The 20,907-nt window shown below is 39.5% G+C and carries 17 protein-coding genes; 10 read left to right on the forward strand and 7 right to left on the reverse strand.

The window, feature by feature from the left end:
- Nucleotides 1–2: 2 nt before the first annotated feature.
- The 5 genes from MUN53_RS08935 to MUN53_RS08955 all read right to left on the reverse strand — a co-directional run bounded on the left by MUN53_RS08935 (nt 3) and on the right by MUN53_RS08955 (nt 5,109).
- On the reverse strand, nt 3–926 hold the full coding sequence (locus tag MUN53_RS08935; RefSeq protein WP_022456348.1) for an NAD(P)-dependent oxidoreductase: 924 nt from the start codon (nt 924–926) through the stop codon (nt 3–5).
- A gap of 2 nt (nt 927–928) precedes the next feature.
- Nucleotides 929–1,996: a 3-phosphoserine/phosphohydroxythreonine transaminase gene (gene serC, locus MUN53_RS08940; protein WP_243324906.1), complete on the reverse strand. Its 1,068-nt coding sequence runs from the start codon at nt 1,994–1,996 to the stop codon at nt 929–931.
- Between the two features lie 262 nt (nt 1,997–2,258).
- Nucleotides 2,259–3,533, reverse strand: a complete 1,275-nt coding sequence (locus MUN53_RS08945) for a replication-associated recombination protein A (protein ID WP_243324908.1) — start codon at nt 3,531–3,533, stop codon at nt 2,259–2,261.
- A 229-nt stretch (nt 3,534–3,762) separates the two neighbouring features.
- Nucleotides 3,763–4,266 (reverse strand): RNA polymerase sigma factor, encoded by a 504-nt coding sequence (locus MUN53_RS08950; protein WP_022456345.1) that lies wholly within the window; start codon nt 4,264–4,266, stop codon nt 3,763–3,765.
- Nucleotides 4,267–4,440: 174 nt separating this feature from the next.
- A complete protein-coding gene (locus tag MUN53_RS08955) occupies nt 4,441–5,109 on the reverse strand; it encodes an AlbA family DNA-binding domain-containing protein (protein ID WP_243324910.1) in 669 nt (222 codons plus the stop codon).
- A 70-nt stretch (nt 5,110–5,179) separates the two neighbouring features.
- Here MUN53_RS08955 and MUN53_RS08960 point away from each other — a divergent pair, with 70 nt between their 5' ends.
- The 3 genes from MUN53_RS08960 (at nt 5,180) to MUN53_RS08970 (ending at nt 9,487) form a co-directional block, all read left to right on the forward strand.
- Nucleotides 5,180–7,453 carry a cation:proton antiporter domain-containing protein gene (locus tag MUN53_RS08960; protein WP_243324912.1) on the forward strand — a complete coding sequence of 758 codons (2,274 nt, stop codon included), beginning with the start codon at nt 5,180–5,182 and terminating at the stop codon, nt 7,451–7,453.
- A 7-nt stretch (nt 7,454–7,460) separates the two neighbouring features.
- Nucleotides 7,461–8,216 carry a 3-deoxy-manno-octulosonate cytidylyltransferase gene (gene kdsB, locus MUN53_RS08965; protein WP_022456342.1) on the forward strand — a complete coding sequence of 252 codons (756 nt, stop codon included), beginning with the start codon at nt 7,461–7,463 and terminating at the stop codon, nt 8,214–8,216.
- Between the two features lie 197 nt (nt 8,217–8,413).
- Nucleotides 8,414–9,487, forward strand: a complete 1,074-nt coding sequence (locus MUN53_RS08970) for a Gfo/Idh/MocA family protein (RefSeq protein ID WP_022456341.1) — start codon at nt 8,414–8,416, stop codon at nt 9,485–9,487.
- Between the two features lie 155 nt (nt 9,488–9,642).
- Here the strand turns inward: MUN53_RS08970 and yidC are convergent, their stop codons facing one another.
- Entirely contained in the window at nt 9,643–11,574 is a 1,932-nt protein-coding gene (gene yidC / locus MUN53_RS08975) for a membrane protein insertase YidC (protein WP_243324914.1), read from the reverse strand.
- A gap of 6 nt (nt 11,575–11,580) precedes the next feature.
- Nucleotides 11,581–13,191, reverse strand: coding sequence for a CTP synthase (locus MUN53_RS08980; protein WP_243324916.1), 1,611 nt, complete (start codon nt 13,189–13,191; stop codon nt 11,581–11,583).
- Nucleotides 13,192–13,499: 308 nt separating this feature from the next.
- Between MUN53_RS08980 and MUN53_RS08985 the strand changes: the two genes are divergently transcribed.
- The 7 genes from MUN53_RS08985 to MUN53_RS09015 all read left to right on the forward strand — a co-directional run bounded on the left by MUN53_RS08985 (nt 13,500) and on the right by MUN53_RS09015 (nt 20,895).
- Nucleotides 13,500–15,026, forward strand: a complete 1,527-nt coding sequence (locus MUN53_RS08985) for a DUF3078 domain-containing protein (protein ID WP_243324918.1) — start codon at nt 13,500–13,502, stop codon at nt 15,024–15,026.
- Nucleotides 15,027–15,361: 335 nt separating this feature from the next.
- Nucleotides 15,362–16,474, forward strand: coding sequence for an acyltransferase family protein (locus MUN53_RS08990; protein WP_243324920.1), 1,113 nt, complete (start codon nt 15,362–15,364; stop codon nt 16,472–16,474).
- Nucleotides 16,475–16,582: 108 nt separating this feature from the next.
- On the forward strand, nt 16,583–17,002 hold the full coding sequence (locus MUN53_RS08995; protein ID WP_243324922.1) for a SoxR reducing system RseC family protein: 420 nt from the start codon (nt 16,583–16,585) through the stop codon (nt 17,000–17,002).
- Between the two features lie 9 nt (nt 17,003–17,011).
- Nucleotides 17,012–17,962, forward strand: a complete 951-nt coding sequence (locus tag MUN53_RS09000) for a Fe-S cluster domain-containing protein (RefSeq protein WP_243324940.1) — start codon at nt 17,012–17,014, stop codon at nt 17,960–17,962.
- Between the two features lie 12 nt (nt 17,963–17,974).
- Complete coding sequence (gene rsxC, locus MUN53_RS09005; RefSeq protein ID WP_243324924.1) at nt 17,975–19,306, forward strand: electron transport complex subunit RsxC; 1,332 nt, start codon at nt 17,975–17,977, stop codon at nt 19,304–19,306.
- Between the two features lie 10 nt (nt 19,307–19,316).
- Complete coding sequence (locus MUN53_RS09010; protein WP_022456507.1) at nt 19,317–20,285, forward strand: RnfABCDGE type electron transport complex subunit D; 969 nt, start codon at nt 19,317–19,319, stop codon at nt 20,283–20,285.
- A gap of 1 nt (nt 20,286) precedes the next feature.
- On the forward strand, nt 20,287–20,895 hold the full coding sequence (locus tag MUN53_RS09015; RefSeq protein ID WP_243324926.1) for an RnfABCDGE type electron transport complex subunit G: 609 nt from the start codon (nt 20,287–20,289) through the stop codon (nt 20,893–20,895).
- Nucleotides 20,896–20,907 lie beyond the last annotated feature (12 nt).

Genomic DNA, 20,907 nt, shown 5'->3' on the forward strand with positions numbered 1-20,907 from the left:
CCTTATTTATTTACTCTGAATTTCTCAATACCTTCTTTCAAGAAACCTTCGATCTGATGAGCAGCAGCAATACCGGCATTGATATTGGCTTCGGCAGTCTGTGCACCCATCTTTTTCGGTGTAGAGAAATAACGGCCGGCAAATTTAGCTGTGAATTCATCATTAGCTGCTGGCATGATATCCGTTAAGTACTTTAAGTCAGTACGTTCTTCCATCAATTGGATTAATTCGGCTTCATTGATGACTTCTTTGCGGGCAGTATTCACTAAAATACCACCTTTCGGCATTTTACCGACCAAAGCCGCATTGATTGAGTTCTTGGTTTCTGCAGTAGCCGGAATGTGGAGCGATACAATGTTGCATGTTTCATACAGAGCCTCGGCTGAATCAACTGCTTTTACACCAGCTTCTTCAATGACTTCTTTCGGACAGAATGCATCGTATGCATATACTTCCATACCAAAACCTTGTGCAATGCGGGCAACATTTCTACCCACGTTTCCGAATGCATGGATACCCAGTTTCTTTCCTTTCAATTCAGTTCCAGAAGTTCCGTTGTAGAAATTACGTACAGCCATGACCATCATACCAAAGGCCAGTTCGGCTACCGCATTTGAATTCTGTCCTGGAGTATTCATGACGCATACTTGATGGGCAGTAGCAGCATCCAGATCAACATTATCATATCCGGCGCCGGCACGTACCACGATTTTCAGTTGCTGGGCAGCATCCAAAACTTCTTTATCGACTTTGTCACTGCGGATAATTAATGCATCAACATCTTTTACGGCATCAAGTAATTGAGCTTTCTCGGTATATTTTTCTAATAATACCAATTCGTCTCCCGCTTGTTCTACTACTTCGCGGATACCTTTCACTGCTATCGCTGCAAAAGGCTTTTCGGTTGCTACTAATATCTTAGCCATAATCAATGCAGTTTTTCAAATTCTTTCATTGCGTCAATCAATACTTCTACGCTGCTCTTCGGCATTGCGTTATATAAAGATGCGCGGAAACCACCGACAGAACGGTGTCCTTTAATACCAACAATACCTTTGGAAGCGGCAAAGGTGTTAAATTCGGCTTCCAACTCCTTGTATTCGTCATTCATAACGAAGCATACATTCATGATAGAACGATCTTCCGGCACAACGGTTCCGCGGAATAGTTTGTTGCGGTCTATTTCATCATAAAGGATAGCTGCATTTTCTTTGTCTTTCTTTTCCATAGCAGCAATACCACCTTGTGCTTTATACCATTTCAAAGTCTGTAATGCAGAATAAATAGGTAATACAGGAGGTGTATTGAACATAGATTCCTTATCAATATGTGTCTTATAATTCAGCATGGTAGGAATCGGACGATCTACATGACCCAATGCATCTGTACGGACGATAACCAATGTAACGCCGGCAGGAGCCAAGTTCTTTTGTGCACCGGCATAAATCAGATCATATTTAGAGGCATCGATCGGACGAGAGAAGATATCAGAAGACATATCTGCTACCAAGCGAGCTTTGACATCCAGATCTTCACGAATTTCAGTTCCATAAATCGTATTGTTGGTTGTAATATGAAAATAATCAACATCTTCAGGTACAGTATATCCCTTTGGAATATATGTATAGTTTTTATCTTTTGAAGATGCCACTACATCAACTTCACCAAATAATTTGGCTTCTTTAATAGCCTTTGAAGCCCAAGTTCCCGTATCTAGGTAAGCAGCCTTCTTACTTAACAAGTTATAAGGAACCATACAGAATTGCATACTGGCGCCACCGCCTAAGAATACTACTTCATAACCGGCTGGTAAATCAAGTAATTCCTTGATCAACGCTCGCGTTTCATCCATAACGGCTACAAATTCTTTACTACGATGAGATATTTCTAGAATAGACAATCCCATACCTGCGAAGTTTTCTATCGCTTCAGCTGTGTTTTTGATAGTAAAATCGCTTAAAATCGACGGTCCTGCATAAAAATTGTGCTTCTTCATATGCAATTATATTTAGTTAATGTAACAATTTGTCACTTTCATAATTGAAAGTCGTCTAAAGTAGAAATTTTTTTGGAAGTAACAAAACTTTTTCGGGAAAAATATAAGGATAGTTTTTCAGTGTTTCAATTTGTAAGTAACAAAACGTCCTGTGTTTCATATTGACAAAACTAACGAGAATTATTTTTGATTTTCGTATGTTTTGAAAATAAAACTCGTTAGTTTTGTTGGGAGATATTTATAGGGATAGGAGAAAACTGTTTTATTTGTCAAAACGACTTCCCCATAACTTCTTCATTTGTTCGGTTAATTTGTATTCCGCCGGATTTTCTTGCCCATGCCAGATACGTTGATTTAGTATTTCTTGAGGTAGATAATCTTGTTTGATGAAGTGATTTTCGTAATCATGGGCATATTTGTATTCCTTTCCGTAATTTAATTCAGCCATCAGTTGCGTAGGAGCATTCCGCAGATGAAGAGGTACGGGTAAGTTACCGGTTCGGTTTACCAGTTCCAGCGCATCATTAATTGCCTTATACGCTGAGTTACTTTTAGGACTACATGCTAAATAGATGGTTGTTTCGGCCAACGGAATCCGTCCTTCGGGCCAGCCTATTTTTTGTACCGTATCAAAACAAGCATTAGCCAGCAGGAGTGCATTCGGATTGGCTAAACCTATATCTTCGGCAGCTGAAATACACAAACGGCGTGCGATGAATTTGGGATCTTCTCCTCCTGCCACCATACGTGCCAGCCAATAGATAGCACCATCGGGATCGCTGCCACGGATAGATTTGATAAAAGCCGAAATGATATCGTAGTGCATTTCTCCTCCTTTATCGTATGCTGCCGGATTTTCTTGCAGTCGGTCAGTAACCTTTTGGTCGGTTATCACAATGTCGTTACTTTCTTCGGCAGAGATAACCAGTTCCAATATATTTAATAGTTTGCGGGCATCGCCACCGGAATAACGGAGCAGAGCATCTGTCTCTTTTAGTTGAATATGCTTTTCCTTTAATATTATATCTTCTGTGATGGCTCGATGTAATAACTGGAGAAGATCGTCTTTCCCTAATGATTTCAGCACATAGACTTGGCATCGGGACAGTAAAGGCCGGATGACTTCGAAGGAAGGATTCTCGGTTGTGGCTCCGATTAGTGTAACAACACCCGTCTCGACCGCATTTAATAAAGAATCTTGCTGTGATTTACTGAATCGATGAATTTCATCAATGAACAGAATAGGAGATACCGTATTGAAGAAACGATTACCTTTCGCTTTTTCAATGACGTCGCGGACATCTTTGACACCTGAATTGATGGCACTCAATGTATAAAAAGGAGTTTCCAATTTTTGGGATATGATTTGGGCTAATGTCGTTTTTCCCACTCCCGGAGGTCCCCATAAGATGAAAGAAGGCACTCTTCCTGCATCTATCATTTTACGTAAAACGGCACCCGATCCGACCAAATGTTTTTGTCCGATGTATTCATCCAGTGTCTTTGGACGTAATCTCTCTGCTAACGGCTGATTCATTCTCTTTTTTACTTTGTCAACGTATCGAATAAACAGAATCTAATCTGGAAAAACAAATGTACGAAAAGTTTTGGACAGTTGATTTGGGAAGTGGCTAAAAAACAATCAGCGCATGATGTCAGGATAAATAACATCATGCGCTGATCTAATAAATGTTCGTATCTGAAACTTGTCCGAATATTACTGTTTCTATTTCTTAGAAGCGACGAACAAAGGTTTCATTTTTTTGTCAACGATAATCTTTCAACGTCTTCTGTAATTCTTGACGGGCAAAGAAAATTCGGCTTTTGACTGTACCAAGCGGGAGACCTAGCTTTTCAGCTATTTCATTATACTTATATCCACTTACATACATAGAGAACGGAATCTTTAAATCCTTATTCAGATTCTCGATTGCTTTCGATATTTCTTGTATCTGGTAAGAACCTTCCGGAGAATCAAAGCCCGATTCATTCGTTATATCTAAGTTGTATAAGTCCACACCTTGGTCAACAACCGTTTGTGTTCTGACGATTTTATGGTAGTTGTTGATAAAGATATTACGCATAATCGTCAACACCCATCCTTTGAAGTTTACATTGTCGATGAACTTTTCCTGATTATCCAACACTTTCAACGTCGTGTCTTGCATCAGGTCTTGTGCATCTTCCCGATTGGCGGTAAGCATCAGAGCGAAGTTCATCATATTCTCCTGCATACCTAATAAATTCTTTTTAAATTGCAACGCGTTCATGTTCGATATCAAATTAAGTTAGACATTTGCGTTAATACATACATGTTTTCCTTTTAGAAAACATACAAATATAGAAAAAAGATTTGGTAAAAATGCAGGTTTAATTGATTTTAATGCATAATCTTGGATACTAAAAAGTTATGGTGCAGAACTTTTAGTTATAGTGATTTTTGTCTATTGGGCAAAGTCTTTATTATCAAATATATATCCATTCCTGATCCGATAGAGGATTTGTTTGTCGATAACCGTGTATTCAAGGATATGCATGCTGATTAAGTCACTTAAGATTTGTTTGGCCGTGAAAAGTTTGATATGAGCTTTCCGGCTGAATTGACTCAGACTGATGACGGGTTGTTGTTCCAGACAAGCAAATAATAACTTGACTGGTTTATTTAGTTTAAGCAGTGTTCCTTGTGCTGACTGGCTTTTCTGCCAGGCTTGGATTAATACATCGTTAGCTAATATATTTTCGTCGGCAACCCGGATGTAAGCTTTGAATTTACCATCTTTGTCAGGTGCCAAATAAGGGCGGTTATTTCCGGGAGCAATATAGATTTCCAGTACGCATTTCCCTTGTACATCCCATCGGGTAGCAGTAAAGTCTACCTGTGGTTTGGTGTACATTTGGGATGCTGCTTCTATCATATAATATTCTTCCTCACTTTTTATTCCGGATATGTTGCCATTATCTTTTACGCCAATCAGTAATCTTCCACCATCGGTATTGGCAAACGCGCTCAAGGTACGGGCAATCTTTTTACTGTCACTCACTTCAAACTTAAAGTCCTGCTGTTGATGCTCTCCTTGATCAATAAGTAATTGTAGAGGATGTTTCTTTATCATTTTGGCTTATTTTTTAGGCTGCAAAAATAAAATAAATACATAACTTTGTCAAAGAAAAAATTTAAAAGCCATGTCAGGTGTATCTGCATTGATTTCAGATCTGGCCGTTATTTTGATCTGTGCCAGTTTGGTAACTATTTTATTTAAGTGGTTAAAACAGCCTGTTGTTTTAGGGTATATCGTTGCCGGAATGCTCGCTGGTCCCGCGTGTGATTTTACTCCAACTGTAACTGATTCGGAAAGTATAAAGGTTTGGGCGGATATTGGCGTTGTCTTTTTATTGTTTACGTTGGGACTTGATTTTAGCTTCAAGAAGTTAATGAAAGTAGGTGGAACGGCCATAACGGGGGCCATAACGGTTGTGGTTGGTATGATGCTGGTTGGTTATGCTACCGGTTTGGCATTAGGCTGGGGACATATGAATGCTTTATTCTTGGGAGGCATGCTGTCTATGTCATCAACGACGATCATCTTTAAAGCTTTTGATGATATGGGACTTCGGAACCAACGGTTTGCAGGAGTAGTATTGGGTATATTGGTTGTTGAGGATTTATTTGCAGTATTAATGATGGTCTTACTTTCTACTTTGGCTGTGAGTAAACAAGTAGAAGGTATGGAACTGTTGAACAGTGTTATTAAATTGACTGTATTCTTGCTTTTCTGTTTTGTAATCGGTATTTATTTAATTCCTTCATTCCTGAGTAAATGCCGGAAGTACCTGAATGATGAAACATTGTTGGTCGTTAGTATCGGTCTGTGTTTATTTATGGTATTGATTGCAACGAAAGCCGGTTTCTCTTCGGCCTTAGGTGCTTTTATTATGGGATCTATTCTAGCAGAGACAGTAGAGGCCGAACATATTGAACGCTTGGTAAAGCCAGTCAAGGACCTTTTTGGGGCAATATTCTTTGTATCTGTTGGTATGCTGATTGATCCTGATTTGCTTTGGGAATACAAATTTCCTATTCTGATACTAACGGTGATTGTGATGGTCGGACAGATTTGTTTTGGAACGTTTGGTGTTCTTCTTTCAGGTCAGCCTTTAAAGATCGCTGTTCAGGCAGGTTTCTCTTTGGCGCAGATAGGTGAGTTTGCATTTATTTTGGCTTCATTAGGTTTGACATTGAAAGTAACAGATCATTTCCTTTATCCAATAGTAGTGGCAGTTTCTGTCATAACAACATTCTTTACACCTTATATGATACGTATGGCAGAACCTGTGTATAAGCGATTGGATGTATGGATTCCCGATCGATGGAAACAAATGTTGTTGAAATATTCTTCCGGTTCGACGACGATTCATCAAAAGAGCGATTGGCATCGACTGTTGAAATCTCTGCTTCGTATTGTCGCAACTTATACGTCTGTTTCCGTTGTATTGATTTTTACATGGCTGCAATATATTTCTCCACTGATTCTTTCCTATTTACCAGGATTACCTGGAAGTCTACTGTCTTTATTCCTGATTTTGGCTATTATTTCGCCGATGTTGCGAGCTATTATCATGAAGAAGAATCATTCTGAAGAATTCCAGAAGTTATGGAGAGACAGTAAATACAATCAAGGTTCACTTGTTTCGCTGATAGTTCTTCGTATTATTCTTTGTATAACGTTGGTCATGATTCCGGTTGCTCGGTTATTAAATGTTGCAGCCGGTTATATGTGGGTTGTGGCTTCAATTGTTATTGTGGCAATTATTTTCTCAAGAAAGCTGAAACGTCAATCTATTTTGATGGAGCGTCGTTTTTTCAGTAATCTGACAGCTAGGGAACTGGAAGAAGAAAAGAAGGCAACGATCAATCATCGTTTCGCAAATCACATGCTGGAACGTGATTTGCATTTAGCTGATTTTGAAGTACGCCAGAATTCTCCTACTGTAGGTAAAACATTGAAAGAACTGAATTTTCGTAAAATATGTAATGTGAACGTTGTTACGATTGTTCGAGGAAACATACGGATTAATATACCAGGCGGTGATGAGCGTCTGTATCCGTTTGATAAAATAATTGTAGTAGGTTCAGATGATGACTTGGTGCATTTCAGAACTTATATAGATGAGAAATATCAGGCATACAATAAGAACTTATCAGGATCGAAAGAAGTGAATATAGAGCAGTTCCAGATTCAGAAAGGTTCTAAGCTGATAGGACGTTCAATACAAGAGTCTGGTATTCGGGATAAAGCAGCTTGTCTGGTGATTGGTATTGAGCGTGGAGAGACATCTTTAAAGAATCCGGTGCCTACTACGGTATTTGAGGAAGGTGATATCGTATGGGTTGTAGGAGAACATGAAAAGATTGTTCATCTGAGTGATGGAGAAGTTTTACAATTTAATGAAGAATAAGTAAGTTATGAAATTTATAGGAATAATTCCGGCACGGTATGCTTCGACTCGTTTCCCGGGAAAACCGCTGGCGGATATGGATGGGAAGCCTATGATACAACGCGTGTATGAGCAAGTGATTCAAGCAGTGGATGAGGTATGTGTGGCAACCGATGATGAACGAATAGAAGCGGCTGTAAAAGCTTTTGGAGGAAAAGTAGTAATGACTTCAGACAAGCATCGGAGTGGAACTGACCGATGTTTCGAAGCTTATCAGAAAATTGGTAAGGGATTTGATGTCGTAATTAATATTCAAGGTGATGAGCCTTTCATTCATCCGGAACAGATAGAGACGATCAAAAGTTGCTTTACCGATGAACAAGTCCAGATCGCCACATTGGTGAAACCCTTTTTGCCGGATGACGATTTTGAATCAACATTGTTCAATCCTAATTCCCCCAAGGTTGTAGTGAATAAGAAAATGGAAGCTATGTATTTCAGCCGTTCGATAATTCCTTATATCCGGGGAAAACAATATACGGAATGGTTACCAAGTCATACCTTTTATAAACATATTGGCATGTATGCTTATCGGGCAGATGTTTTGGCAGAAATAACAGCATTGCCACAGTCAACATTGGAATTGGCTGAAAGCTTGGAACAGCTTCGTTGGTTGGAGAATGGATATAAGATAAAGGTTGGAATCACACGACAAGAAACAATCGGTATTGATACACCAGAGGATTTATTGAAAGCTCTGGAAGTTCTTCGGAATCGTAAGTAATTGCTTGTCTCAGAAAAATAAAGCATGTGTTGTAGTGACTGAATGTCATAACTACAATACATGCTTTTATTTTATTTAATTTGTTGCCACCTTTTTATTAACATACGAAATACATGGATTTTTCTGGGATTAATTAAATTTGCCATGACCTTTTAGTGCTTTATTAAAATCAAAATCAAATTAACGCTATTTACAAGATGAAAGAAAGAATTAAAGTAGGCATCATTGGCTTTGGCCGAATGGGAGGATTTTATCTGACGGAAATGTTGAAGAATCCAAAGTGGGAAGTTGCTTATATTTGTGATGTTGATCCAGAGGCAAGAGCTTATGCACGTAAATTTTCTCCACTATCTAAAGTAGTGGAAGATGAGGATGTTGTTTTTGCAGATCCGGATGTGCAAGTCGTGGGTTTGTTTACCTTGGCCAATAATCGTTTGGAGCAGATTCAGAAAGCTGTTCGTACCGGGAAACACATTATTTCGGAGAAACCTGTAGCTGATACCATAGACCGGGAGTGGGAAGCCGTACGCTTGATAGAGAATTCAAGTCAGTTGGCAACAGTAAATCTTTACCTGAGAAACTCTTGGTATCACAATGCCATTAAACGGTTTATAGAAAGTGGTGAGATCGGAGAACTGGCTATTGTTCGTATATGTCATATGACTCCAGGATTAGCTCCGGGAGAAGGACATGAATATGAAGGACCTGCTTTTCATGATTGTGGTATGCACTATGTAGATATAGCTCGTTGGTATGCCGGATGCGCATTCAAGACTTGGCATGCTCAAGCTATTCGGATGTGGAATTACAAAGATCCGTGGTGGCTTCAATGTCATGGAACATTCGAAAATGGAGTTGTGTTTGATATTACGCAAGGATTTGTTTACGGACAGTTATCGAAAGATCAAACACATAATTCGTATGTGGACATAATCGGAACAAAGGGTATAGCGCGTATGACCCATGATTTCAAAACTGCAGTAGTTGAGTTACGAGGAGTTAATCGTACAGAACGGATAGAAAAACCGTATGGTGGGAAGAATATAGATGTCTTGTGTGATTTATTTGCTGATTCAATAGCGGATAACAAGCTGCATCCACAACTCGCCATTGCCCGTGATTCGGCAGTTGCCTCTGAATATGCCTGGAGATTTTTGGAAGATGCCCGTCAGCACGAACTGCCTGCAATCGGTAATTTAGAAACTTTGGAAGAGATTCGTGAAAGACGCAGACATATGACGAACGGATATGGTTTATTGCATCATCGTTAATCGCTATGTCCTCTTTTCTACGAAAGTATATTAGGAAAGTATAATACAGAACTATTCGTTGGAATTCTATACGAAAAAAGGTATGCCCAAAAGAATGAATTAATTCAGGCATACCTTTTTTATTTTATTAGCAGGGAAAAACGCTTAACCTTCTTTTATCTGTGACGGTTGTTTTTCTGCTGCTCACGTTGTTCGCGTTGCTGCTTCAATTGATCTTGCTGCCGCTTTAATTGTTCCTGCTGCATTCGCTGAGCTTCTTCCAATCGTTTCATAAAGCCTGATTTCTTCATCGGCTTACGTTTGTTAGCTTCCAGTTTAGCCAATAATTTTTCTTCATCAATAGTATAGCGGAAGAACAGTGTCTGCGCAATTGTAATCAATGTAGAAATGAAATAATAATAGGTCAAACCAGATGCATAGCTATTGAATATAAACAAGAACATCAAAGGCATCAGGTACATCATTGTTTTCATACCCGGCATTTGTTGCTGTCCGGTATTCGTCATTTCCATATTGTATTTAGTATATACAATATTGGTAATGGTCATTAAGAGACAGAACAAACTGATATGATTTCCAAAGTAAGTTGAAATCAATGGTATCTGTGCATCCCAACTAATAATTGCATCGTAGGTTGACAGGTCGTGTGCCCACAAGAAACTTTCATGACGCAATTCAATAGCCGACGGGAAGAACATGAACAATGCAATTAAGATAGGCATTTGCAACAACATCGGAATACATCCGCTCATCGGACTGGCTCCTGCGCGACTGTATAATTCCATAATTTGACGTTGACGTTCCATGGCCTGATCTTGATTCGGATACTTGGCATTGATCTCTTCTACTTGCGGACGAAGTACACGCATCTTTGCTGATGACATGTAGGATTTGTACGTTAGTGGGAAAAGAATTAATTTAACAATGACAGTCAGTAAGAAGATCAACCAACCGTAATTGTCGATAAATCCACCCAAGAAATTGAATAGAGGGATAATGAAGTATTGGTTCACCCAACGGAAAATACCCCAACCCAGCGGAACAAGTTTTTCCAGACGTAATTCCTGACCATCTTCCAATGTATCGTTATAATCGTTTAATAACGAATATTTGTTCGGTAAGAAGAAATATTGAAAATCTGTTGTTTGAGTACCGTTCAAATCAAAGGAAACAGTAGCTGTCGTATGGAAGTTCTTCATGTATTCACCATTTTCATACATTCTGGAATCCATTTTGACTTCTTTGAATCCTTCTTTGGCAACCAATACTGTTGAGAAGAACATATCCTTGTAACCGATCCATTGCAAGGTTTCATTGACATTCTTGCTGTCGTTACCCGTTTCGCTTAGGTTTTCTACGTCGTCATTCTCTACCTTATAATATAAGCCCACGTAACGGTTTTCGAACTTCCGGCCTTTTTCCTGCTGACGGATGTCTTGTGTCCAAGTCATTCCTAATGTTTCAGTCGAAGGAGAAAGCATTCCATTCAAACCGGTTCCCTTGATAGAAAAATCCATTCTGTAATCATTGGGTTGCAGTGTATAGGTAAAATCTAAATAACTGCCTTCGTTCATCTGTAAACGCATCACCGCAGCATTTGCATTGTCTCCTTTGATAGGAGTAAAATACATATCTTTGGTGTTTACCCGTTGATTGGCAGCTGTTACTAAAGCAAGATCGAATACGGATTCGTTTTTATCAAACAAGACCAAAGGTTCGCCTTTGTAGTTGTCGTATTCTTTTAGTGTAGCCGATATGACTCGTCCACCTTTCGTACTTAGTTTAACTGCTACTTTCTCATTTTCGAGTGTAATGAATTCTTCCGTACCGGTCATTGCTTTGGCAAAAGAACCGAAACTATCGGCTAGACGAGCTTCTTTAACAGAATCTGGAAGATTGTTAAAGCTTGCCATAGGATCCGCTTTTTGCTTTTCTATGGCCACTTGCTTAGCCTGTTCAATCTGAGCAATAGAGTCCTGATAACGGCGTTGAGCTTCAATTTGTTCTGGAGTAGGTCGGTTCAGCCAACTAAAACCAAACAAAACGATACCAATCAGAACAAACCCGATGATTGTGTTTTTATCCATTTAAAATCAATTTTTCTTATTATCAATAGCTGCTTTTACAAAGCTCATGAACAGAGGATTCGGATTGACAACTGTACTGTTGTATTCCGGATGATACTGAACTCCTACAAACCATTTCAGGTTAGGGATTTCTACCACTTCTACTAAGTTGGTTTCCGGATTTTCTCCCGTACATTTCATTCCTGCTTCTTCAAACTTCGCTTTGTATTCATTATTGAATTCGAAACGATGACGATGGCGTTCCTGAATGTGCTCTTTTCCGTAGGCCGCATAGACCTTTGAATCTTTTTTCAATACGCAATCATAGGCACCCAAACGCATAGAACCACCCATATTAGTTACGTTCTTCTGTTCTTCCATCAGGTCGATAACTTTATGCGTAGTGTTTGGTTCCATCTCTGTAGAATTAGCATCTTTGAAACCTAATACATTACGGGCGAATTCAATGACCATACATTGCATACCTAAACAGATACCCAAACATGGAATATTGTTTTCACGTGCATATTTGATAGCTGCGAATTTACCTTCGATTCCGCGTTGACCAAATCCTGGAGCAATTAGAATACCATCCATATCTTTTAATTGCTCTGCTGCATTACTTTCATCCAGCTTTTCAGAGTGGAATAAATGCAAGTCCAATTTATGGTCGTTATAAATAGCTGCTTGTAACAAAGATTCATCAATTGATTTATAGGCATCCTGTAATTCTACATATTTACCTACCAAACCGATTTTTACGCTTTCTGTAGCAGCTTGCTTTTTAGCCAGGAATTGTCTCCATGGTTTTAATTCCGGAGTAGGACCAACTTCCAAACCTGTTTTACGTAAAACGATTTCATCCATTTTCTGCCGTTGTAATACCAATGGAACCTCATAGATGGTTGGAACATCAATGGATTGGATAACGGCTTCTTCGGTTACATTACAGAACAATGCCACTTTGCGTAACAGGTTCGTACTTAATTCATGTTCGGTACGAAGAACCAAGATATCCGGTTGGATACCCAATGCCTGCAATTCTTTTACAGAATGCTGGGTCGGTTTCGTCTTGTATTCCTTGGCTGCAGCAATATAAGGAACGTAGGTTAGGTGTACACATATACAGTTTTTACCTAATTCCCATTTTAGCTGTCTTACACTTTCAATGAAAGGCAAAGATTCTATATCACCAACAGTACCTCCGATTTCGGTAATGACAAAATCAAACTTGTATTTGTTTCCTAACAACTTAACATTACGTTTGATTTCATCTGTGATGTGAGGAACCACCTGTACTGTTCTTCCCAAATAGTCCCCTTTTCTCTCTTTGTTAATGACACTTTGATAAATACGTCCTGTCGTAATGTTGTTGGCACGTGTAGTCTGAACATTCAGGAAACGTTCATAGTGTCCTAAGTCCAAATCTGCTTCATGTCCATCCACCGTTACATAGCATTCACCATGTTCGTAAGGATTTAATGTTCCCGGATCAATGTTGATATACGGGTCAAACTTCTGGATAGTTACCTTATAACCTCTTGCTTGAAGCAACTTTCCCAACGAGGCGGAGATGATTCCTTTACCTAAGGATGAAACTACACCTCCTGTCACAAAAATGTACTTTGTATCAGCCACGATAGTAATATTTTAGTTCTCTTTTAATGATAATCGTTATCGTTTTGCAATCAATTTCTTTCATTTCCTTTCATAGCTCTTCTTTACAGAGCATCCGTCTGGTATTTCTGGAAGAAATTTGTCTGCATTAAAAAGGCAAAGTTAGCTATTTTATCCTGTTCTCACAAAAAGAAGTAAATAAAAAGCTGGTTTTATACATTCCTTAATGTTTGTTGCTTTAAATCTTGCCTGGAGTACTGGGTAATTCCTATAATTTACCTAACTTTGCAAATTAGACAGGCTTAATAGTGATTTTGATAAAATTGAAGATGAAAAGAATTGTTATTATATTTTTATTTTGGTGTTTAGGTTGGACTGGGTGTTTGTTTGCCCAGGATACAGTCACATTTGTTCCTGTTGTAAATACCTCGGAGGTTGATTCGGGGAGTTTGCAAGATACGGTCATGACTATTGATGAACGGGATTTGCCAGATTTAAGAAGCCGTTTGGAAGAATTGAATGTAGATTATCAATCACCTATTCCTTTGAATGAACGTTTACGTAAGTTGTTGACAAAAGATGAATTACGAATGTCGCCGGAAGCGACTTGGCTGATAGCAAGTTTTTATGATCGTTCCAATCAGTTTGGTCCGGATGTGACGTTTCGGGATACGATAATTGTGAATCCTTTGTTCTTGCCCATCTTGTTTAAAGGAAATTATCTGCCGAAGAATTTGGTCTTTTATGATACAAAGGCTTTGGATCCCAAATATAAGCCTGCACCTCTGATGCCTAATGATACCATAGCGGCATTTAAGGATTATTTTATGGCTCAGGCAAGTGCTGATAGTGCGCATCGGTATGTAGAAACGCATTATCCGATGTATTTCCGTTATACACAGGCTTCTTTACCGCAAGATGCTGTAAAGGCTAAAGTTATCAAAAAAGAAATAACGGAAGATTTTCCTTTGGTCGTTACTAAAGACGTTACGTTTGATGACGTTACAGCGCCTACGAAGTTTATCCCCGAGCGGCGCTATTGGACTTCTCATTTTGAAAGTTCTTTGCAAGTAGCGCAGAACTATATTTCTCCCAACTGGCATAAAGGTGGTACCAGTTCGTTAAACTTGAATAACCGTGAATATTTTATTTATAATTATGAACGTGGCAAGGTTAAGATTGCCAACGAACTGGAAATAAAGAATAATGTATATACAGCGCCTAATGACACGTTGCGTAGTTACAAGGTGAGTGATGATGTATTCCGTATTCATACAAATATTGGTTTTTTGGCTTTCTCAAAGTGGTATTATACACTCGACTCGGAATTTAAGACTCAGTTGTTAAGTAGCTATGGTGAGAATTCTGATTTGAGACAGGCGGGTTTTTTGGCTCCTTTTAGTATAAATGCCAGCCTCGGTATGAAGTATGACTTGAATAAAACTTTTAAGAAGAAGAACAAGTCGTTGTCATTTAATGTGAATATTGGTGCTTTGGCTTATACATTCAAGAAGACAATTGATGATGAAATCGATTTGGGACGTCATTTCCAGAAGAAAGAAGGTACAGAAGAGTATAAGACTAAACAGCATCAGTTTGGTTCGACAATTAATGCTACGTTAAATTTCCAATTTAATAAGAATATAAGTTGGTATTCTCGCTTTTATTACAATACATCATATACACATATAGAGGGTGAGTGGGAAAATCGATTTACCTTTGCCTGGAGTCGGTTCTTTTCATCCAATATAACCTTGAATATGCGTTATGATGATGGTGTTGCTAAGAATGAGGACTTTGACAGCTATCTGCAAATAAATGAGTTATTGAGCTTTGGCTTTAATTATAAATGGTAAAGAAAAAGAGACCAAGGTCTTATGAACTAAAGGGCGTTGTGAAATAAAAACACAACGCCTTTTTTATTTGTAACTAATATGAGAAATTATATTTTTGACATCTGTCAAAAAGCTTTTTCATATTAGTCGTAAAGCTTTATCATATCTGTCGTAAAACTTTACCACATATATGCTAAAGTTTTACGACATCCGTCAAAAAATTAAAAAGTAATAGAACTCATATCAAAAATAAACGAAGCAGCTAACAGAAAGAATAACCGGCATTCTTGGTGTTCTTTTCAGAAATTACTACTTTTGTAGAGCAATGATCTTGCAGATTTAAACAAAATAATATCATGAAAAAAGAAGTAAAAAATCAGCGTTTGCAATCGCTGGATGCCCTAAGGGGATTTGACATGTTTTTTATTATGGGCGGAGGTGCTCTGTTCGTAGGTTTGGCAACGTGGTGTCCGACTCCGTTTTTTCAAGCCATAGCCAGTCAAATGGAACACGTACCTTGGCATGGATTTGCCTTTGAAGACATGATCTTTCCTTTGTTCCTCTTTATTGCCGGTATCTCTTTCCCTTATTCTTTGGAGAAACAAAAAGCAAGTGGAATGACTTCTTCGGCTATTTACCGAAAAGTAATTCGCCGGGGCTTGGTGTTGGTATTGCTTGGATGTATTTATAATGGATTGTTGGATTTTGATTTTGCAAACCAGCGTTATGCTAGTGTTTTAGGACGTATTGGTCTGGCGTGGATGTTTGCGGCGTTGATATTTTTGAATGTACAAACACGGGCGCGGATAGGAATTGTTGCTGCTCTTTTTATTGGTTATTGGCTACTTTTAATTGGTTTCCCGGCACCAGACGGTGATGGTGATCCTTTTTCGATGGGAGGAAGTTTAGTTGGTTATGTAGATCGCATGCTTCTACCCGGACATTTATATAAAGAAATACATGATCCGGAAGGTCTTTTAGGAATTATTCCTGCTATAGGAACAGCTTCTTTAGGTATGTTGACGGGTGAATGGATCAAGCTGAAGCGAGAAGGCTTAACCGAGTTACGGAAAGTCGGCTTGCTGGTTTGTGCAGGTATTCTATTGATCCTAATCGGATGGGTATGGAACTTTGTATTCCCGATTAATAAAAATCTTTGGACAAGTTCATTTGCCTGTTTGGTAGGTGGTATATCTATGCTATTGTTTGCTTTGTTCTATTATATAATAGATGTAAAGAACTGTCGTCGGTGGACGCTGTTTTTCCGGGTTATTGGGATGAATTCGATCACTATCTATCTGGCGCAGCGTTTTATAGATTTTGAATATACAAGCAAATCTATCTTTGGAGGGTTGGCGTCAGTCTTCCCGGAATCTTTCCAACCATTCGTATTGGCAATGGCATATATAGCTGTGTGTTGGGGATTCTTATATGTCCTTTATCGGCAAAAAATCTTTTTGAAAGTATAAGTCTAGGCTGAGGGGTAAAAGCGGGATAAGTTTTTATCATTTTATTATTTGCTCATTCGTAAATAATATTTACTTTTGCCCACGATTTGCAAAGTCGAGTTTACAACTATGAGCGAGAATATCAGTCATCCTGGAATTGTAGAACGCATTGAGAACAATGTAGTCTATGTTCATATAACCCAATATTCGGCTTGTGCCGGTTGTCATGCCAAATCAGCATGTACGGCGGCTGACAAGAAAGATAAAATAATTGAGGTCGAAGATTCGTCTGGAAACTATCAGATTGGTGACGCCGTTGTGTTGACCGGTCAATCTTCGATGGGGATGGAAGCTGTTGTCTTGGCCTTCGTATGTCCGGTTATAGTTGTATTGATCGCTGTAATTATAGGATCGGCGATGGGCTGGAAAGAAACAATGGCTGGTTTACTTGGACTTTGCATGTTGATTCCTTATTACGTGATATTATATGTGTTGCGTGAGAAACTGAAAAGACACTTTGTATTCAGATTGAAAAAACTAAAAGAATAAACAAATATGATGATTTTAATTGCCATTATTTCGTTGGGGGTGATCGGTATAATCGGCGCCCTGTTACTTTATTGGGCATCTAAGAAATTTGAAGTCCACGAAGACCCGCGTATTGGACAAGTACAATCCGTGCTGCCAGGAGCCAATTGTGGAGGTTGCGGATATCCGGGTTGTGCTGGGTTTGCCGGAGCTTGTGTTAAAGCAGATTCATTGGAAGGTATGCTTTGCCCTGTTGGTGGAGCTCCTGTTATGGCGAAGATTGCTACAATCTTAGGTAAAGAGGCTGCAGCAGCCGAACCGAAGGTTGCGGTAGTCCGTTGTAATGGAACATGCCAGGCTCGTCCGAAAACAAACAAGTATGATGGAGTAAAAAGTTGTGCTATCGCATCTGCTTTGTATGGAGGCGAAACGGGATGCACATTTGGTTGCTTGGGATATGGTGATTGTGTGAAGGCTTGTAACTTCGATGCAATCCATATTAATCCGGAGACTGGTTTACCGGAAGTAGATGAAGACAAATGTACTGCTTGCGGAGCGTGTGCAAAGGCTTGTCCGAAAAATGTTATCGAATTGCGTAAAAAGGGACCGAAGTCTCGTCGTATTTTTGTTAGCTGCGTTAATAAAGACAAAGGAGCAGTGGCTCGCAAAGCTTGTGCCAATGCTTGTATCGGTTGTGGCAAATGTGCTAAAGAATGTCCGTTTGAAGCAATCACTGTCGAGAATAATGTAGCGTATATTGATTATACGAAGTGTCGTATGTGTCGTAAGTGTGTGGCTGTTTGTCCGACCGGTGCTATTCACGAACTGAATTTCCCGCCTCGAAAAGAAGCTGCTCCTGCTGCTCCGAAGAGTGCAGCCGACGTTCAACCTGTAGCATCTGCAACTAAAGCACCGGTGGCAGAAACAAAGAATGAGGTGGTTCCTCAAGCAACTGAAGTAAAAGAAGAAACTAAAAAATAAAAATCTAAACGTATGCTAAGGACATTTCGAATCGGAGGTATTCACCCGCCCGAGAATAAACTGTCTGCCGGTAAGAAAATTACCGCACTGGCTGCACCCAAACAGGTGATCATTCCTTTAAGCCAGCATATCGGTGCTCCGGCACAAGCTGTAGTAAAAAAAGGAGATCTGGTAAAAGTCGGTACCTTACTGGCTAAAGCCGGAGGTTTTGTATCAGCGAATATTCATTCGTCTGTATCCGGTAAAGTAAATAAGATTGATAATGCTCTTGACGCCAGTGGCTATAAACGTCCGGCTGTCTTTATTGATGTTGAAGGAGATGATTGGGAAGAAAGTATCGATCGCAGTGAAACGCTGGTAAAGGAATGTACGCTTTCTTCGAAAGAGATTATTGACAAGATTGCCGCTGCCGGTATTGTAGGTATGGGTGGAGCAACTTTCCCAACACAAGTGAAGTTGTTGCCTCCTCCGGGAAATAAGGCCGACATTCTTATTATTAATGCGGTAGAATGTGAACCTTATCTGACTGCCGACCATTCATTGATGATGGAAAAAGGCGAAGAAATTTTAGTCGGTGTTTCTATTTTGATGAAAGCGGCTAATGTCAATAAGGCTGTGATTGGTATTGAAAACAATAAGCCTGATGCTATTGCTCACATGACAAAGTTGGCTGCTTCTTATCAGGGAATTGAAGTGATGCCTTTGAAGGTTAAATATCCGCAAGGAGGTGAAAAGCAATTGATCGATGCCGTTACTTCTCGTCAGGTGAAGAGTGGAGCACTGCCTATTTCTGTTGGTGCTATCGTTCAGAACGTAGGAACTGTATTTGCAGTTTATCAGGCTGTACAAAAAAATAAACCTTTGTTTGAACGTGTGGTAACAGTAACCGGTAAGGCTGTTGCCAATCCCTCCAATTTCTTGGTTCGTATAGGAACTCCTATTAATGTGCTGATTGAAGCTGCTGGAGGAATTCCTGAAAATACTGGAAAGATTATCGGTGGTGGTCCGATGATGGGAAAAGCTTTGATTAGTCCGGAAGTTCCTGTTGGAAAAGGAAGCTCAGGTGTTTTATTGCTGACGAAAGAAGAGTCTGTTCGTAAACCGATGCACGATTGTATTCGTTGTGCTAAGTGTGTGAATGTTTGCCCGATGGGATTGAATCCTGCCTTCCTGATGCGTTCGACTGTTTATAAGAACTGGGAAATGGCAGAGGCTGATCATATACAAGATTGTATAGAATGTGGTTCTTGTAGTTTCACTTGTCCGGCTAATCGTCCGTTGCTGGATCAGATTCGTGTGGGTAAGAGTAAAGTAATGGGTATTATCCGATCAAGAAAGTCATAAAAGAGCAAGTATGGAAAATAGTTTATATGTTTCGCCGTCGCCTCATATTCATAGTGGAGACAGCATCAGTAAAAATATGTACGGAGTACTGATTGCCCTGATTCCGGCTTTCTTGGTATCTCTTTACTATTTTGGATTAGGAGCTTTGATAGTTACCTTGATTTCGGTAGTATCATGCGTTTTGTTTGAGTATTTGATTCAGAAGTTTCTGATGAAGAAAGAACCTACGATCTGTGATGGTTCTGCAATATTGACAGGTGTTTTGTTGGCATTCAACTTGCCTTCTAATTTGCCTTTCTGGATTATCATGATTGGAGCTTTGGCTGCAATTGGTATTGGTAAAATGACATTTGGTGGTTTGGGAAATAACATTTTCAACCCGGCTTTGGTTGGACGTGTATTCTTATTGATTTCTTTCCCGGCACAGATGACGACCTGGCCTTTGGTTGATGCGACCAGTGCTTTCCCTTTGACTTATACTGATGCACAGACCGGAGCAACCGTTTTGTCGCTTTTGAATGAAGGTGTAGCAGAGTTGCCTTCTCATATGGATTTGTTAGCTGGTTGTCGTGGTGGTAGTTTGGGAGAAGTAAGTGCCATAGCATTGTTGTTAGGTTTCGCTTATATGTTGTGGAAGAAGATCATCACCTGGCATGTTCCGGTTACGATTATTGTAACAGTGTTTGCCTTTACTGGAATCATGCACTTGGTTAATCCTGCTGAATATGCTAGTCCGTTCATTCACGTACTTTCAGGGGGGTTGATGTTGGGTGCAATCTTTATGGCAACCGATTATGTAACTTCACCTATGACCAAGAAGGGACAGATTTTATATGCTGTAGGTATCGGTTTGCTGACAGCTATTATTCGTCTGTTTGGTTCTTATCCGGAAGGTATGTCATTTGCCATCCTGATCATGAATGCATTGACTCCGCTTATCAATGCTTATGTAAAACCTAAACATTTTGGAGAAAAGTAAGATGGAAAAATTAAAATCGACATTACCCAATATGCTCCTTTCCTTGACTGGTATTTGTGTAGTGGCAGGAGCAGTGCTGGCAGCTGTAAATAATTTGACTGCTGGTTCGATTGTGGCTTCTAAAGCAGCTGCTTTGGAAACCGCCATCAAAGCCGTTACTCCGGAATTTAATAATAAGCCTTCAGAAGAGTCTTATATGGTGGCTACACCCGAAGGTGATTCGTTGCGGATATATCCGGCAAAAATGGATGGTCAATTTGTTGGAGCTGCTGTTGAAAGTTTCTCCAAAAAAGGTTTTAGTGGTGAAATCAAAGTGATAGTAGGCTTTGATACTGAAGGTAAGTTGTGTAACTATTCTGTCTTGCAGCATGCAGAAACTCCGGGTTTGGGTGCTAAAATGCAAGAATGGTTCAGAACGGATAAAAACAAGCAAAGTATCATTGGACGTAAGTTGGATACGAATGGACTGAAGGTTACCAAAGACGGAGGAGATGTAGATGCCATTACTGCAGCTACTATTTCAAGTCGTGCCTTTTTGGATGCAGTCAATCGTGCTTATAGCGCTTATGCCGGAACAGATGCCGTAGGTGGCGCAACATCGTCTAAATAAACGAATGGAGGA

The sequence above is a fragment of the Parabacteroides faecalis genome (assembly GCF_022809355.1).
GTDB classification, from domain to species: domain Bacteria; phylum Bacteroidota; class Bacteroidia; order Bacteroidales; family Tannerellaceae; genus Parabacteroides; species Parabacteroides faecalis.